The organism is Candidatus Binatia bacterium (assembly GCA_036504975.1).
Classification (GTDB): Bacteria; Desulfobacterota; Binatia; order UBA9968; family UBA9968; genus JAJPJQ01.
In genome coordinates this window covers 21,041-35,547 of the sequence record DASXUF010000029.1, presented here as the reverse complement: position 1 = coordinate 35,547, position 14,507 = coordinate 21,041, and the positions used below count along the sequence as shown (strand labels likewise).

13 protein-coding genes and 1 tRNA gene are annotated in these 14,507 nt (G+C 59.1%); 7 read left to right on the top strand and 7 right to left on the bottom strand.

The genetic code is table 11. The annotated features are described in order from the left end of the window. Positions 1-68 precede the first annotated feature (68 nt). Positions 69-143: transfer RNA gene (locus tag VGL70_04580), tRNA-Glu, on the top strand. Positions 144-232: 89 nt separating this feature from the next. On the opposite strand, the gene VGL70_04575 is transcribed toward VGL70_04580, so the two are convergent. Continuing rightward, a complete protein-coding gene (locus tag VGL70_04575) occupies positions 233-526 on the bottom strand; it encodes a hypothetical protein (GenBank protein HEY3302797.1) in 294 nt (97 codons plus the stop codon). Between the two features lie 198 nt (positions 527-724). On the opposite strand from VGL70_04575, the gene VGL70_04570 reads away from it, so the two are divergent. Both VGL70_04570 and VGL70_04565 read left to right on the top strand, forming a co-directional pair. Continuing rightward, a complete protein-coding gene (locus VGL70_04570) occupies positions 725-2,872 on the top strand; it encodes a VTT domain-containing protein (GenBank protein HEY3302796.1) in 2,148 nt (715 codons plus the stop codon). 15 nt (positions 2,873-2,887) lie between these two features. Beyond that, complete coding sequence (locus tag VGL70_04565) at positions 2,888-3,604, top strand: endonuclease/exonuclease/phosphatase family protein (GenBank protein ID HEY3302795.1); 717 nt, start codon at positions 2,888-2,890, stop codon at positions 3,602-3,604. Between the two features lie 152 nt (positions 3,605-3,756). On the opposite strand, the gene VGL70_04560 is transcribed toward VGL70_04565, so the two are convergent. From VGL70_04560 to VGL70_04550, 3 genes are read right to left on the bottom strand one after another with little or no spacing between them, the layout of a single operon-like run. Beyond that, positions 3,757-4,107, bottom strand: a complete 351-nt coding sequence (locus tag VGL70_04560; GenBank protein ID HEY3302794.1) for a hypothetical protein — start codon at positions 4,105-4,107, stop codon at positions 3,757-3,759. Then, positions 4,104-4,724: an ABC transporter substrate-binding protein gene (locus tag VGL70_04555; GenBank protein ID HEY3302793.1), complete on the bottom strand. Its 621-nt coding sequence runs from the start codon at positions 4,722-4,724 to the stop codon at positions 4,104-4,106. The genes VGL70_04560 and VGL70_04555 overlap by 4 nt, the downstream gene beginning before the upstream one ends. Then, positions 4,711-6,966 (bottom strand): xanthine dehydrogenase family protein molybdopterin-binding subunit, encoded by a 2,256-nt coding sequence (locus tag VGL70_04550; GenBank protein ID HEY3302792.1) that lies wholly within the window; start codon positions 6,964-6,966, stop codon positions 4,711-4,713. Before VGL70_04550 ends, VGL70_04555 begins: the two co-directional genes overlap by 14 nt. A 133-nt stretch (positions 6,967-7,099) precedes the next feature. Between VGL70_04550 and VGL70_04545 the strand changes: the two genes are divergently transcribed. Next, a complete protein-coding gene (locus tag VGL70_04545; protein HEY3302791.1) occupies positions 7,100-7,948 on the top strand; it encodes a CmcJ/NvfI family oxidoreductase in 849 nt (282 codons plus the stop codon). Between the two features lie 188 nt (positions 7,949-8,136). Further along, positions 8,137-9,738 (top strand): HEAT repeat domain-containing protein, encoded by a 1,602-nt coding sequence (locus VGL70_04540; GenBank protein ID HEY3302790.1) that lies wholly within the window; start codon positions 8,137-8,139, stop codon positions 9,736-9,738. Between the two features lie 106 nt (positions 9,739-9,844). Here the strand turns inward: VGL70_04540 and VGL70_04535 are convergent, their stop codons facing one another. Then, positions 9,845-10,054, bottom strand: a complete 210-nt coding sequence (locus tag VGL70_04535) for a hypothetical protein (GenBank protein ID HEY3302789.1) — start codon at positions 10,052-10,054, stop codon at positions 9,845-9,847. Then, entirely contained in the window at positions 10,051-10,338 is a 288-nt protein-coding gene (locus VGL70_04530; protein HEY3302788.1) for a DUF4258 domain-containing protein, read from the bottom strand. Before VGL70_04530 ends, VGL70_04535 begins: the two co-directional genes overlap by 4 nt. A gap of 895 nt (positions 10,339-11,233) precedes the next feature. On the opposite strand from VGL70_04530, the gene VGL70_04525 reads away from it, so the two are divergent. Beyond that, the gene (locus VGL70_04525) at positions 11,234-12,217 is read left to right on the top strand and encodes a hypothetical protein (protein HEY3302787.1); all 984 of its coding nucleotides are present in this window, start codon (positions 11,234-11,236) and stop codon (positions 12,215-12,217) included. Between the two features lie 18 nt (positions 12,218-12,235). Further along, positions 12,236-13,729 carry an amidase family protein gene (locus VGL70_04520; protein ID HEY3302786.1) on the top strand — a complete coding sequence of 498 codons (1,494 nt, stop codon included), beginning with the start codon at positions 12,236-12,238 and terminating at the stop codon, positions 13,727-13,729. Positions 13,730-13,855: 126 nt separating this feature from the next. Here the strand turns inward: VGL70_04520 and VGL70_04515 are convergent, their stop codons facing one another. Then, the gene (locus VGL70_04515) at positions 13,856-14,479 is read right to left on the bottom strand and encodes a DUF5666 domain-containing protein (GenBank protein HEY3302785.1); all 624 of its coding nucleotides are present in this window, start codon (positions 14,477-14,479) and stop codon (positions 13,856-13,858) included. Between the last annotated feature and the right edge of the window lie 28 nt (positions 14,480-14,507).

Genomic DNA, 14,507 nt, shown 5'->3' with positions numbered 1-14,507 from the left:
GGCTAATTGGTAAGCCACCTGACTCTGGATCAGGCGATTGTAGGTTCGAGTCCTACCTCCTCAGCCACGGTCCCATCGTCTAGCGGTTAGGACACCGGCCTCTCACGTCGGTAACACGGGTTCGATTCCCGTTGGGACCACCATTCGACTTCCCGGCGAAAACGCCGCTCGCTCATGGCAGGCCATCATCATTAGCGATCTGCTCGGAGTCGAATGGTGCGAGTCACGTTACCTACCACCTCAATATCGTCATCGGATTCAGCGGTTTGTATTCCTGCCGCTGTTCTTTGGAGTCCAACTGGGACACTGGATTATCCGGCTGCGGCTCGTCGTTCCGCGCCGCCGCCGTGAGGTCCTGGATGTAATCCTCGAAGCTGTATCGCTGCCCCTCGGAACGACTGTCGCGCCGAAACTCGAGCCGCTCATTCTGCTCTAAACCTTCCGATTCTTGTTCCTTGTCTTGGGCCATCACTGCAACCGCCAGGGGCAAGACCAAAAACGCCAGAATGTTAGACCATAATTTCATAAAAAGTCCCCCACTAGCGAAATGAGCAATTGCGATGCCAGCGCCGGTGCCGCAAGCTTTTTTCGGGTTCTTGCCGGTTAAACCACGTAATTTTTTCCCAGGACATGCGTTGAACAGGTAGATTTTCCGTCATGTCACGGAATGTATCGGGTCTTAACCTAACTGGTGGTTTTCCCTACGTCTGGTAAACTTTATGCAATGGTTTCGCCGCGTATTTTGCAGGACGGAAAAAATTGTTGGAAAGTTGCGCCCGCCGCGCGCGTCAAGTTGCTGATCGACGGCGCTGCCTATTTTTCCGCCGTGGCCGAGGTTTTCGCGCGGGCGGAGAAATCCATTCTCATTTTAGGATGGGACTTCGACAGCCGCGTCCGCCTCACGCCGTCAGCCGAAAATCCGACCGCTGCCTCCCAGGACCTTAGAAGCTTTCTTAACGCTCTCGTCGAACGGCGTCGCGATCTGCAGATCCACATTCTTATTTGGAGCGCTCCCGCGCTTTACACGCTCGACCGCGAGCCGGTTCCCACGTTCCATCCGCGCATCCATTTTTACCTGGATGCCAACCATCCATTGGGCGCTTCACACCATTCAAAGATCGTCGTCGTCGACGATGCCATAGCTTTCGTAGGTGGGCTCGACCTGTCCAAGGGACGATGGGATACTCCGAAGCATCCGTGCAAAGATTCCCGAAGAACCGACCTCAATGGGAACATGCTGCCGCCGCATCACGACGTTCAGATCGCCGTGGACGGCAACGCCGCCGCAGCGTTAGGAAGTCTCGTCCGAGACCGCTGGCGGCGCGCGACCGGCGAACGCCTTCAGGCCCCAAGGACGTCCTCGGATCCCTGGCCGCCTTCGCTCACGCCCGACGTCACCGACGTCGATATCGCCATCGCCCGCACCGAGCCGGCATACGGGGAAAAAAAGGAGGTACGCGAGATAGAGGCGCTGCTCAAAGACGCCATCGCATCGGCGCGGCGCTCGATTTACTGCGAAAATCAGTATCTCAGCTCGGCGGTCGTCGGCGACGCGCTCGTGAATCGGCTGCGCGAAGCGGACGGTCCGGAGGTCGTGCTGGTCATCTCGAAAAACAGCGAGGGCTGGCTCGAAGCGGCGATCATGGACGTTCTCCGCGCGCGCTTGTTGAAGCGGTTGCGCGAGGCGGACCGGCATCATCGGCTCCGCGTCTATTGCCCTTTTATAGACGGCCTGGACAAACGCTGCATGTCGGTTCATTCAAAGCTTCTGGTCGTGGACGACCGTCTGGTACGTGTCGGTTCGGCGAATCTCGCCAATCGTTCCATGGGACTCGACACGGAATGCGATCTCGCGTTCGAAGCGGACGGGCGCCCAGAAGTCGAAAAGCGCATCGCCCGCTTTCGCAGCTCTCTCATAGCCGAGCATCTGGACGTGCCGCTGGAAAAGCTGAACGCGGCCGTGACGGAGACAAGCTCGCTCATCGCCGCGATCGACCGCCTGCGCGGCAACAAAAAGCGCAGCTTGCAATCTCTGAATGGCGCGGTTCCGGACTTGCTGGATCAGATGATCCCCGATTCCGCCGTGATCGACCCGGAAGCGCCCATCGCGCCCGATGTGGTCGTTAAAGAACTAGTCCCGCCGGAGCAACGCCGGTTTACCGGCGGCGCTATGCTTCGCGGCGCGGTTACTTTGGTCATCCTGTTCGTTCTTGCGGCGGCCTGGCGCTGGACCCCTCTGGGAGAATGGCTCGACATTGATACGATCGCGGCATGGGAGGCGTCGCTCGAGGAAAACCACGCCGAGCCATTACTTGTTTTGGGCGTTTATCTGCTCGGCGGTTTGGCCGTGTTTCCGGTGACGATCCTGATCGCCGCCACCGCGTTCGCTTTCGGACCATGGACGGCCTTGATCTATTCGCTGCTCGGCTGTGTTCTCAGCGCCATTTTAATCTACGCAATCGGCTACCGTCTCGGGAGAGACACCGTGGCGCGTTTTACCGGACGGCGCTGGCACCGGCTCCATCGATTGATCTCGAAACACGGCGTGCTTGCGGTCGTCGCCATTCGAATGATTCCGGTCGCTCCTTATTCGGTCGTGAATCTGGCCGCGGGCGCCGTCCACGTGCCGTTTCGCGATTTCGTTTTGGGGACATTGATCGGCATGAGTCCCGGAGTCATCGCGATCACCTTCCTGGGAAGCCAGCTTGAAGAGATGATCCGTCGTCCCAGCGCGGTCACTCTCTCCATTCTGGCGGCGATATTGACGATCATGTTGGTGGGCGCCGCGTGGTTTCGCCGCTGGCTGGGCAACGAACAAAATACCGGGAATACGGAGACTCACAAACCAACGGCAGCGGACAACTCCCGATAGCCTGCGCGCCGAACTATGCCGCTCTTCTCTGCGCTCTCCTACAACATTCACGAATGCGTCGGATGGGACCGGCGCCGCGACCCGTGCCGCATCGCCGACGTTATCAAAGAGAGCCGCGCCGACATCGTCGGCCTGCAGGAAGTGCATTCCGAATCCGACGGCAGGGTCGAATCGCACCAAATGAACTATCTCGCTTCGTGCTGCGGCCTGCAGGCGGTGCCGGGCAGATTCTTGATGCGGAGGAGCGGCGAGTACGGCAATGTTCTGCTCACGAAGTTCAAGATTCTCAACGTCGAACGGCTCGATCTCACTATGCCCGGACGGGAGCCGCGCGGCGCGATCGACGCGGATCTCGAAATCGGCGGCAAAGCCGTGCGCGTCGTCGTAACGCATCTGGGACTCCGGCCGTCGGAGCGGAGATTCCAGGTAGCGCGGCTTTTGGACGCGTTGTCCGTCGAGCGCACGCGCATGGTCATACTCTTAAGCGACATCAACGAATGGCTGCCGTTCGGCCGGCCGCTGCGCTGGTTGGAGGCGCGCTTCGGAAAAAACAAGCTGATGAAAACTTTTCCCGCTCCGTTTCCCCTTTTCGGCCTGGATCGCATCTGGGTCTCTCCGCCGTCGGCTCTCATCGACGTGTCGTGCTTCCGCACGCCGCTCACGCGCGTTGCCTCGGACCATATTCCACTGATAGCCAAGATTCGGATACCGGAGCCGGAAATACTGGGCTGAGAGTGTGATGTCTAGGTCGATTGTCCCTTGGAGGGCCGCCCGGTCCATCTGCTCCGCGATGGAGAGCATGGCGCCGGTCCTCATCCCCAGCGCCCAGAGGCTCTGTTGCCCGTCGCGCAAGGTGGTATCGACGAAATGAACTTCATTCATGGTTATTTTTTCGTCTTGCCCTGCCCCAACTCTTTCAAGATGGAATAATCCGCGAGCGCGCCCTTCTCCACCGACGACGCCCGCTTGTCGACGTAAGCCATCATCTTGATCAGGTTGTCGACCGCCGCGTCCGGCGGAACCAGATCGACAGTGGCGCGCGCGCGCATCTGCTCGTAGGCGTGCTCGAGCGTTTCCTTGTCTTCTAATTGGAGGGCGCGCCGTAAAACTTCCAAAGAGCCTTCTCTATTCGTCGTCAGGTAAGCGGTCGCTTCCAAATACGCCTTGACGAAGCGCACCCACTTGGAACGGTTCGATTGTAAAGAAGAGACTTTCACGGCGATGGGGCCGTTCATGAACGGCGTTTTTTGCCGGTGACGAGAAAAAAGCCCATCTGCTTCATTTTGGGCTCAAAGGCAAAATCTACAGGGGCCGCGTCGATGCCTCCTCTCATCAGGGCCGCGAGCCTTTCTTGAGAGCCGCCGAGTTGCAACAAAACAACATCCTTCATGGTATTGAGGCCCGCATCCTCCAGCATGACGCGGAGAACCAGCGACGATTTGCCGCCGAGTCTATTGATGCCGACTTTTTTCCCTTTCAACTGCGAGAGATCGTCGATCTTGTCCCGTGCCACCAGGGTGTACGAAACGAGGTTGTCCCAACTTCCGAGCGAAACCACCGGCACGCCCTGCAGATTAGATTGGACCAGGCCGGTCGGCGCTCCGGAAGTGGCGTCGATGTCGCCCGAAATCAGCGCTTGATACGTCGTCGGCTCGCTGTTGATCCTGATGATTTCGGACTTCAAGCCGTTCTTTTCAAAAATGCCCTTCTCCTGCGCGATGAATACCGGAAACGAAACCGTCGGGAACAACGGCACGCCGATGCGAATCTTCTCCTGGCCAATGGCCGCGCGCGTGAAACCTCCCGTCAGGAGAATAAGAAATAAAACAACTGAGACCTTACCGCTTTTCATGTTTCCTCCGTTTGTGCGCTTCGAGAGCATGATAAACCTTTTCCGCCGTGATCGGCAGCTCGAAGAGGCGCGCTCCTATGGCGTCGGCAACGGCGTTGGCGACGGCCGCGGGAGGACTGTTGTTGGCGAATTCGCCGATGGCTTTCGCGTCATACGGCGCGAGGCCGCCGCCGGAGCGCACTAGCACCGTCTTCAATTCGGGAATATCGGCTGCCGTGGGCAGCTTGTAGTCGCCCAGGTTCGCGTTGCCGACGCGGCCGCTGTCGATGACCAGCTCTTCCATGAGGGCTTGGCCCACGCCCATGATTGCGGCGCCGTCGATTTGGCCTTGATGAGTGATCGGGTTGATGATCGTGCCCACGTCGTGGGCGGTGACGAGGCGGCGGAGCCGCACTTGCCCGGTCTCCGGGTCGACCTCGACCTCCGCAATCTGCGCGCAGGTGTAGGTGACGTCGTCGGGCTGCGGCAAATCTTCATGGACCGTGACCGTGAGAGGCCGCCCAGAGGAGGCGACGACCCTGCTCAAGCTCACTTGTTGGTTGGGGTCTTGCCGCAGACGGAACTTGCCCGCGCGGCACTCGATGTCCTCGGGCGCGCACTCCAGGATGCGCGACGCGTACCCGAGTAACCGCTCCCGTAGCTCGCCGCACGCTTGAACGGCGGCGCGACCGGCGACGTAAGTCACCCGGCTCGCCCTCGCGCCGCTGTCGCGCGGGGCGATGTCGGTATCGCCGACGATTACGCGCACCTGTTCAATCGGAACTCCCATCTCCTCGGCGACAAGCTGGCGCAAGATCGTGTGCGTGCCCGCGCCTTGATCGATGGTCGGGCTGATCACCGTGAAAACGCCGTCGGCATCGAGGCTGAGCACGACCCCGGTGTCGCCACCGCTGATGTGACGCCCGAAGAGGGCTATGCCGCGGCCGGAGTTGGCGCCCGGCTTCGGCTTTTTCGGCCCGGCCGCCTCCAACGCGGCCTGAAGCACCTCCCGGAACCGCACGGTTTGCACTCGCTGTCCTACCGCATCGACATCGCCGTCGCAGATCAGATTTTTCAAGCGAAACTCCGCGGCGTCCATGCCGAGTTCCTGCGCGAGGATGTCCGTGTGGGATTCGAGCGCGAAGAACGTCGCCACGGAGCCGGGGCTCCGATAATAACCGCCGGGCACGGTGTTGGTGTAGACTTGAAGAAACTCGACGACCGCGTTCTCCACGCGATAAGGGCCGCCGGCATAATGCCACGTCGCCAGAGCGGCGTTGGCTTTCAGAGCTCCGTAAGCGCCGCTGGCGTGGACCGCCCGCAGAGTGCGGGCCACGATGCGCCCGTCGCGCTTGACACCGCTGCGCACGGTGACGATGGTGGGATGCGCCGGGTTGCTTGCCGTCAGCTCCTCGGCGTAGGTCATGACGATCTTCACCGGCCGTCCCGACTCGCGCGCGAGAAAATAGGCGACGGGCAGATCGAAAGCGTCGCCTTTACCGCCGAACTCGCCGCCGACGTTGACCACGTTGACGCGCACGCGATCCTCAGGAACCTCCACCGCTTTGGCCAGTTGAGTCCGGACGCCGAACGGATTTTTCGCCGAGACCCACACCTGGATCCGGCCGTCGCGCTCGATGGCCACGACTCCGGCGTGCGGCTCGAGGTATCCCTGGTGCCGGCCTGGAATACGAAAATTATGCTCCAGCACCACGTCCGCGTCGCGAAAGCCCCGCTCGACGTCACCCTTGCGCCAGGCGAGACGCGTCAGCCCGTTGTGTATATCCAACGCCAGCCGCTCTTTGGGCGCACCGTCATAACCTGCAACGTTTGCGTGAATGAGCGGAGCACCGTCCCGCATTGCCTCCAGCGGGTCGAACACCGCCGGCAGCTCCTCGTAATCGACTTGGATGAGAGCCAGAGCCTCTTCGGCGGCTTCGAGCGTCTCGGCGGCCACGGCGGCGACCCTATCGCCGACGAATCGCGCCACGTCCCAACAGAGAACCGGCATGTCGCGGATCATCTTGCCGACGAAGCGGTTTGGGATCTCCGGGCCGGTGATAACGGCCCTTACTCCCGGAACTTGGCGGGCTCGGGAGGCGTCGATGCGACGGATGCGGGCATGGGGATGCGGGCTGCGTAAAACTTTACCCCAGAGAAGCCCCGGCAGCTTGACGTCAGCAGTATATATGCAGCGGCCCGCGACTTTGTCCGGGCCTTCCGCCCGCAGAACCGGGGCGCCGACGACTCTGAGCGCATCCATGATATAATCCCTCAAAGCAATCTCGGTAATACAGCATGGAGCCGACCGTCAAGAGGATAATTTTTAATTTTGGGTTTTGGATTTTGAATTTGTCTCAGCGGCCCCTGGATTGACACGCCTTTCCGGCGGAGATATGGCTGAAACCGAAATGGCACGACCGGATAAACAGGAACCGGCATTAGAGTTCGTCGAGACTTCGCTTACCTATCTCGTGGACACCGGAGAAAAGCCGGTGAGCCATTCGAACGCGCCCGGCGCGACACCCGTGCAGCATACGGGCAAGTACGAAGACAGACCGGCGACCATCCAAAACGGCCGGCTTATCCGCGACCGTCTTTCGCTCGAGCGTGAAGGATTCATCTTCATAGACCACGAGACCCGCATGTCCGATTTCTACAATGAAGACGAGCTGCGTTCGGTTTACTACCCTGAAATCGAGCGGCTGGTAAAGGATCTGACCGGAGCGGCAAGAGTTCTGATTTTCGACTACACGCTCCGAGCCGAGGACGACGCGACGCGCGAGGAGAAGAAAGTGCGCGAGCCGGTTCGGAGAGTGCACAACGACTATACCGAGTGGTCAGGCCCGCAGCGGGTGCGCGATTTGATGCCGGAAGAAGCTGAGGCGCTCCTCCAGCGTCGCTTCGCGGTAATCCAGGTGTGGCGACCGATTCGCAACCCGGTGCAAACGGCGCCGCTCGCCATCGCCGATGCACGGAGCCTGGCGCCCAAAGACCTGATTCCGACCGAACGCAGATATTCGGACCGGGTCGGCGAGATCTACCACATTACCTTCAATCCCGATCACCGCTGGTTCTATTTCCCGGACATGCAAAGAAACGAAGCCCTTGTCTTCAAGACGTATGATTCCGCAAAGGACGGCCGCGCGCGTTGGACGGCGCACGCCTCCTTCGACGATCCGACGAGCCCGGCGGCTGCCCCACCGCGGGAAAGCATCGAAATCCGTGCGCTGGCGTTCTTTTAGTTTCAAGCTACGCATGAAATAATCCCCTCTCCCGCTGGCGGGAGAGGGCAAGGGTGAGGGTGTCCGCGTCTCTTACCCCTCATCCTAACCTTCTCCCGCAAGGGGAGAAGGAATCTTTGTTGGAATTGCCTCATTCAAGATGTAAGTTCTATTGAACCCTGAAACTCGGAACGCGAAATTGTTGAGCGATGGATAAGACTCTAGAGCAACTGCTCACCTTGACCGAGAAGGGCACTGTCGAGCAGCGCTGCGCGGCCCTTCTGGTATTGGGGGCTCTCAAGTTAGACAACGCCCGGATCATCAAGACGGTTGCGGCGGCGCTGGCCCAGCCCAATCCGGTGTTGAAAGATTACGCCCTGCGCTACTTCGAGGAAGTTCAGCCGAAGGCCGCTACTTCCCTGCTCGGTAAATTTCTCGACGACCCGGATAAAGAAATTCAGGAACGTTCGGTCCGGTTGCTGAGCCGAGGCGGGCAGGAAGTGATCCAGCCCCTCCTTAAAAATGCACCGACCGCCCCACGTGTGTGGCAACTGAACGTGGCACGAGTCCTCTCTACCGTGCGCGGAAAAGCAGCGTTGAAAGGTCTGCTGCAAATGCTTCGCTCGGGCACGGATGAGTTCAATAAGTCGATCTGTGACTTGATGACGCCGTGGGTGCGCGAAATGGACGCGAAAGAGCAAGAGCTGCTCTATGACGAAGTCGAGAAGTTCGCCGCCAAGCTCGACGCCAAGCAGCAACGTCCCGCTGTCGTCTCCTCGATTCGCCTGTTGGGACAGCTCGGCCGCCCGCAGGCACGCAAGTGGCTTTTTGGCTTTGTCGCCCGCGAGCACCATTCGAGCCTCCGCTCGCACGCGCTCGCCGCGTTGCTTCACTGTCTTCGGAAAGAGGATTTGCGCAAAGACGAGCACGCCAAGCTTTTCTCCGTTTTGGAAGAAGCAGAGTTCTCGGAGGTCGGACGGCTGGCGCTTGATCTACTCGACACCCACGAGCTGCCGGAAGATTCGCGCTCAGCGCTCTCGCGCCTCCTCACAAGCCCTCACGCATCCGTGCAGCAATTTGCCTTGCGTAAAATGGGAGACTTCGGCACGCCGGCGACCGTGCGTACGCTGATCGTACAGCTCGGCGATTCCGATTACCGGCGGCGCGACATCGCCGCGCACTCACTGCATAAGATTCCGGAAGCGCGCGCGGCATTAATCAAAGAATTGTTAGCCTGCGAGGACCCGAGCAAGGCATGGAGCATCGCCGAGCTTTTATCTACCTTCGAAGGAAAGTGGCGGCAGGACGTTTTGGAGGCGCTTTGGAAAAGGCTGCAAGCGGCGATTGCGGCCGAAGACCGGATTCAAAATTCCTTCATGCACGTGCTCAAAAAAGCCGACGGAGAAGAAGTCTACGAGCGGTTGGCGGCCGAAGGAGCTAAGCTCTTCAAAGCGAAAAAGTATAAGGAAGCCATCCCGTTTTTAGCACCGCTGAAGGACTTCTCCGAATTCAAGCCCGAGCACAAATTCCTGCTCGGCGTGGCGCAGCTCAAAGCCCACCCTCAGCGGCCGCAGCCCGCCGTCGAGCTGCTTCTCGACGTCTACCGAAATTCGGCCTTTCCCCTTCTCGAATCGCTCAAGAAAGAAAAGAAGCTCGAACCCGAGGATATTTTTTCTCTCGGCTTCACCTTCGCCGAGCGTCCCGGCGACGAGCGCGACCTCGGCAGAGGCTTACTTGAGCATCTCGTCACTCGCGTGCCGCGGACAAAGATCGGCAAGAGCGCGAAGAACAAACTGAAACTGCTGAAGTAGTAGCTCGGGCGCGCTTATCTGGGGGAAAGACCGAAACCGTGGGGCTGAGCGGTTCACTCCGCCGGTTATATTGTGTCTCAGAGTTGTCCCGACAGTTCTTGCTCGTCTAGGCCCTACCGGCCTGTTTGTGTTTTGCGATCAACTCTCGGATCGTTGGAACAAGTTCTCTGGGCACTTCCATGACGGTTTGAGTCGGGTCCTCGTAAGCCGCCTCGTCTTCGGCAACCGCTTGTTCGTCCGTCTGTTGCTCATAATGTTCGAGCACGCGACGCACCCTTTGCTCGTCCCAACCGGCTGGAAACTTACTCTGTTTCATTTCCTTCCTTTCTTGCGTAAGCGTCTTCGATACGCGAATAACGGCTTCCCTCGAAGCTCATATGCTGTGATCACAAATACACTCGCCGGTTCGGGGTCTGGAACATAAATGACCCGAAGGTAACGGCCCTGTCGGGTCTTGCCGATCGCCACCCGGGAACCCTCCCTCCCCGGACGATCCTCGCCAGGATTTGTAAGTATCTCTACAACTTCATCTTCCTCCACACCGTGTCTATAAATATGGGGCGCTTCAGTTTCGGGATCAACATAGAAGCGAAGGTTCATGCCATTGAATTACAACATTAGAGCAATCGGTCATGCCGCTCGGAAGCGTCGTTGGCACCGCAGTTAACCGGGCATTGTCCGAGCGCAAGGATTGGAGCGCTTTTTGTTGTGGGGACGATCACGATCAAGTTGTCCGTCTTTCGGATCTCAACTTCCTTGATTCCCTCAAGGAACTTCTTTGGGACGACTACGCCTTGCTCTGTAACCTTCGCCTTCATAAAGTCCCTCTCATTTCCGTAACGCTAATGGTTAAGATAACCTCCTAGACCAGGAAGAGTCAAACAGAAGCAAAAATAAGGCTTCGAAATCTTGATCGGAACTCCGTCTTCCCTCAATTCGAGACCTCGAAAAAAGCTCCGGCCCGAAGATCTCTTTTCACTCGGCTTCACCTTCGCCGAGCGTCCCGGCGACGAGCGCGACCTGGCAAAGAGACCTGGACCTCCAATGCGTTCGTTCAGAAGCAGTCTCAATTCGACTGAATCAATATCGGCCCAGCTAGCTTTAAGAAGGTTCACAGGCATCGCTAGTCAGACGGCCGTCCACGATGGCACCACGCGCGCACTAATAAAATTCTCCTCAACTTTCAAAAATTTCTCGATTCCTTTCAATATATTTTTTGAGCACAGCGTCGCGCCCGGATACATGCGTGAGACTGGGAATGATGCTCTCATGGAACGCGTGGACGATCGCGGGCATGTCATCGGGTTCAGCATCCTGGGCGTCAGCCGTTTTCGGAGAGAGAAGCCTTTTGAGGCGGAGTTACCCACCGGCAAGTGACCCGATCGACTAAAAGCCTGCCCGTCTTATCCGAGGCAGGTCATTAACGTCTTTACTTCTGAACAAAAGCTGCGTTAGTCTTGCAGCGTCATCAGGATCAATCTCGGAGGTTTTACCCATGGCACAAAAACCACGCATAACGTTCGGCTCGCCGCCGGAGCCGCGGAATCAGGCGTTGATCGACGGCGAGGTTTCGATCGACGGCTACGAGATCGACCACGTCGGCAAGTACTCTCCCGGCGAGTTTCATTACCGCTTCATTCAAGGCGAGTACGATCTCTGCGAGATGTCCACGGCGACATTTCTCAGGGCGAAGGAGAAAGGCAAACGCTTCATCGCCCTGCCGGTCTTTTTCCAGCGCGGACCGCGCCAGCGGAACATCTTCTACTGCGAAGGCAAGTTGAAGCATCCGAGCGAGCTCAAGGGAAAAAAAGTAGGAGCGTTTCGCTACGGCGCGACGGCGGTCGCCTGGGCGCGCGGATTTCTCCTGGATGAATACGACATCAAGACAACCGACGTCGGCTGGTTCGTCTCGGGACGCGAGGTTTTTATCGGCGACGAGTTGCCGGTGAAAGTCGAACGGATCGACCCGCCGCCGCCCTTTGGAAAGGAAAAAGCTCAGCTCGCAGAGATGGTCAGCAAGGGAACCCTCGGCGCGGCGTTCGTCCCCGGAGACTCCGGCCATCTCGGCCTCTTCGGCGGCGGCGAGGTTCCCGGTGAGATGGGAAAGTTTCCCGGCGTGAAGCCGCTGTTCGACGACACGGAGGAAATTATCCGCTGGGTGAAGCGCACGCGCATCTATCCGATCATCCATCTCATGGCGATGAAGCAGGAAACCGCGGAAAAATATCCCGACCTGCCGGCGAAGCTCATCGAAGCCTTTCGGGGGGCTATGAAGCTGGCGCCAAAATACATGAGCCCGGAAGAAGCCGCCGGCTACGCCAAGGAACGGGATCTCCTGGGAGAAGACCCTTATGCCTATGTCCTGGGAGAGACGGAAAAAAGAACCATGAAGGCCTTGAACCGATACCAGATCGAGCAGGGCCTGATGAAAAAAGAGCTGCCGCTGGAAAGCCTCTTCGTGCGCGAGGCTTTCGTTTAAAGAGTGAGGAAGAGTTCAATGGCTTCGCCTTCGTTCGATGTTCTGGAAACGACCATCGCCGACATTCACACTGCTTACAAATCTAGGCAACTCAGCACGCGCCGGCTCGTCGAGATGTACCTCCAGCGCATCGAGGCCTTCGACAAGAAAGGACCCGCGCTTAACGCCATCATCACGCTGAACTCAAAAGCGCTCGACGAGGCCGACCGCCTCGATGCCGCGTTTAAAAGCACCGGCTTCGTCGGCCCGCTGCACGGCATCCCCATCATCATCAAGGACCAGGCGGACGCCAAAGACATGCCGACAACGCTCGGCTCGCTGTTGTTCAAGGACTACTATCCGGAGCGCGACGCAACGGTCGTGGAAAAGTTGAAAAAGGCCGGCGCGATCATTTTGGCCAAGGCGACCTTGGGCGAACTGGGCGGCGGCGACACGCACGGCTCGCTCTTCGGCTCGACGAAGAATCCCTACGCATTGGACCGAACGGCCGGCGGCTCCTCCGGCGGCTCGGCGGTCAGCGTCGCGGCGAATTACTCGACCGTCGCGGTCGGCCAGGAAGGCTTCGCGTCGATCCGACGGCCGTCGATTTGGAATTGCATCGTCGGTATGCGGCCCACCGCCGGCCTCGTCAGCCGCGGCGGCGTTTTCGCCGGTTGGCCGGACGTCGCCGGCTCGCTCGGCCCGATGGCGCGCACGGTGAGAGACCTGGCGATTCTGTTGGACGCGATGGTCGGCTACGATCCGGAAGATCCGCTCACGTCGAGGGGCGTCGGCCACGCTCCGGAGACCTATACGCAATTCCTCGACAAAAACGCCTTAAAGGGGTCGCGCATCGGCATTGTCCGCGAGTCGATGGGTTTCGACTCCGAGCCGGATTCCGAGGATTTTAAAAAGATCGCGGAAGTTTTCGACAGAGCCGTCGGCGAGTTGAAAGCCGCCGGCGCCGAGATAGTCGACCCGGTCGCAATCCCAAAGCTGAAGGAGCTGTTGGCGAAGCGCGCCGGCAGCTACGCACAGGCGGAGCAATCGTTCAGGGTCTACTTCGGCAGGAGCACACACCCGCCGTTCAAGTCACGTCAGGAGTCGGCCCAGTCGCCGGACTTCCCGAAGGTCACCCGCCGCTCACAGGACCGGTGGAAGCGTTCCGAAGATCCGCAGAAGCACTATGAATATCTTCTGGCGCGGGAGGAGCTGACGATCCATTTTCTAAAAGTCATGGCCGACAACAAGCTCGACGCCATCGTGCACAAGGCCGTCGAGCACCAGCCGACCCTCATCAAGGACGGCGTCAACCCGCCGTTCGTCGATCAGAAAGGCGCGCCGCATCTGAACACGTTTCCGGTCTTCGTTCCCTCGATCGTCGTTCCCGCGGGATTTACCCGCGACAATCTTCCGGCCGGGATCACTTTTTTGGGGCGGCCGTACGACGACGGCAACATGATCAAGCTCGCCTACGCCTACGAGCAGGCGACGCATCACCGGCGCCCGCCGGCGAGCACGACTCCGCTCTAAACCTAACCGCCCCGAACCAATCCGGAAAGGGTCTCGATCATGCCTCAGGGATTTCCGGGCCAATATTCCGTGAAACACCCGATAGGACTCTGAATTCCGTATAGCTACTAAATAGAGCGAGTTGAATCACTTGCTCGCGCGGATTGTGATCTGGCTTGCGATGACAGTGCCGTCGGGACCGGGAGTCCCCTGAAGCGAGACTTCTGCGCCGGGTTTCAAGGCATCGCGGCTGGCGACTACGCGCTTGACGAGGGGAATGCCGGGAGGGACAAAGACCTTGATTTCTCCATCACTAAATTTCAGAGACATGACTCGTCCCTTAACATCCTGCACGACGACGTCTTCGACTTTCTCGACGCTGGCGTTGGTCATTGTGCTGTTGGGGACGGAAGAAGACGGCCGATGACCTTCTCCGGTTCCACGCTGGTCTTCCGAGAAGACATGAACCTCCGAGGCGCGGAACGTGCCATCGGCCTGCTTCTCGGCCGTCGTTCCCAGATACATCCCGGGCGCGATGTCGGAAAGTTGCATCGCGATCTCCTGCCGGATGACGGTTTTGTCCGGGACCGTCGCGCGCACCTCGCCGTTTGCCGCCGCGACCGACAGTTCGGCGGCGTTAACGGCGGTAATTTTCCCCCTGATCGTTCCGGGCTGGCGGGACGGACTCACCTGCGCATGGATGCGGGCGTTTCCGGCGAGAACAAAAAGACCGACAAGGACCGCAGCTAAAAAAGAGGTCGGATTTTTCATGGCGTCGTTCTTCGTTCTTAACCTTTGT

What these genes read in the sequence shown, in the direction of transcription:
- VGL70_04575 (HEY3302797.1), bottom strand. Translation starts at nt 526, where the DNA reads ATGAAATTATGGTCTAACATTCTGGCGTTTTTGGTCTTGCCCCTGGCG.
- VGL70_04570 (HEY3302796.1), top strand. Translation starts at nt 725, where the DNA reads ATGGTTTCGCCGCGTATTTTGCAGGACGGAAAAAATTGTTGGAAAGTT.
- VGL70_04565 (HEY3302795.1), top strand. Translation starts at nt 2,888, where the DNA reads ATGCCGCTCTTCTCTGCGCTCTCCTACAACATTCACGAATGCGTCGGA.
- VGL70_04560 (HEY3302794.1), bottom strand. Translation starts at nt 4,107, where the DNA reads ATGAACGGCCCCATCGCCGTGAAAGTCTCTTCTTTACAATCGAACCGT.
- VGL70_04555 (HEY3302793.1), bottom strand. Translation starts at nt 4,724, where the DNA reads ATGAAAAGCGGTAAGGTCTCAGTTGTTTTATTTCTTATTCTCCTGACG.
- VGL70_04550 (HEY3302792.1), bottom strand. Translation starts at nt 6,966, where the DNA reads ATGGATGCGCTCAGAGTCGTCGGCGCCCCGGTTCTGCGGGCGGAAGGC.
- VGL70_04545 (HEY3302791.1), top strand. Translation starts at nt 7,100, where the DNA reads ATGGCTGAAACCGAAATGGCACGACCGGATAAACAGGAACCGGCATTA.
- VGL70_04540 (HEY3302790.1), top strand. Translation starts at nt 8,137, where the DNA reads ATGGATAAGACTCTAGAGCAACTGCTCACCTTGACCGAGAAGGGCACT.
- VGL70_04535 (HEY3302789.1), bottom strand. Translation starts at nt 10,054, where the DNA reads ATGAAACAGAGTAAGTTTCCAGCCGGTTGGGACGAGCAAAGGGTGCGT.
- VGL70_04530 (HEY3302788.1), bottom strand. Translation starts at nt 10,338, where the DNA reads ATGAACCTTCGCTTCTATGTTGATCCCGAAACTGAAGCGCCCCATATT.
- VGL70_04525 (HEY3302787.1), top strand. Translation starts at nt 11,234, where the DNA reads ATGGCACAAAAACCACGCATAACGTTCGGCTCGCCGCCGGAGCCGCGG.
- VGL70_04520 (HEY3302786.1), top strand. Translation starts at nt 12,236, where the DNA reads ATGGCTTCGCCTTCGTTCGATGTTCTGGAAACGACCATCGCCGACATT.
- VGL70_04515 (HEY3302785.1), bottom strand. Translation starts at nt 14,479, where the DNA reads ATGAAAAATCCGACCTCTTTTTTAGCTGCGGTCCTTGTCGGTCTTTTT.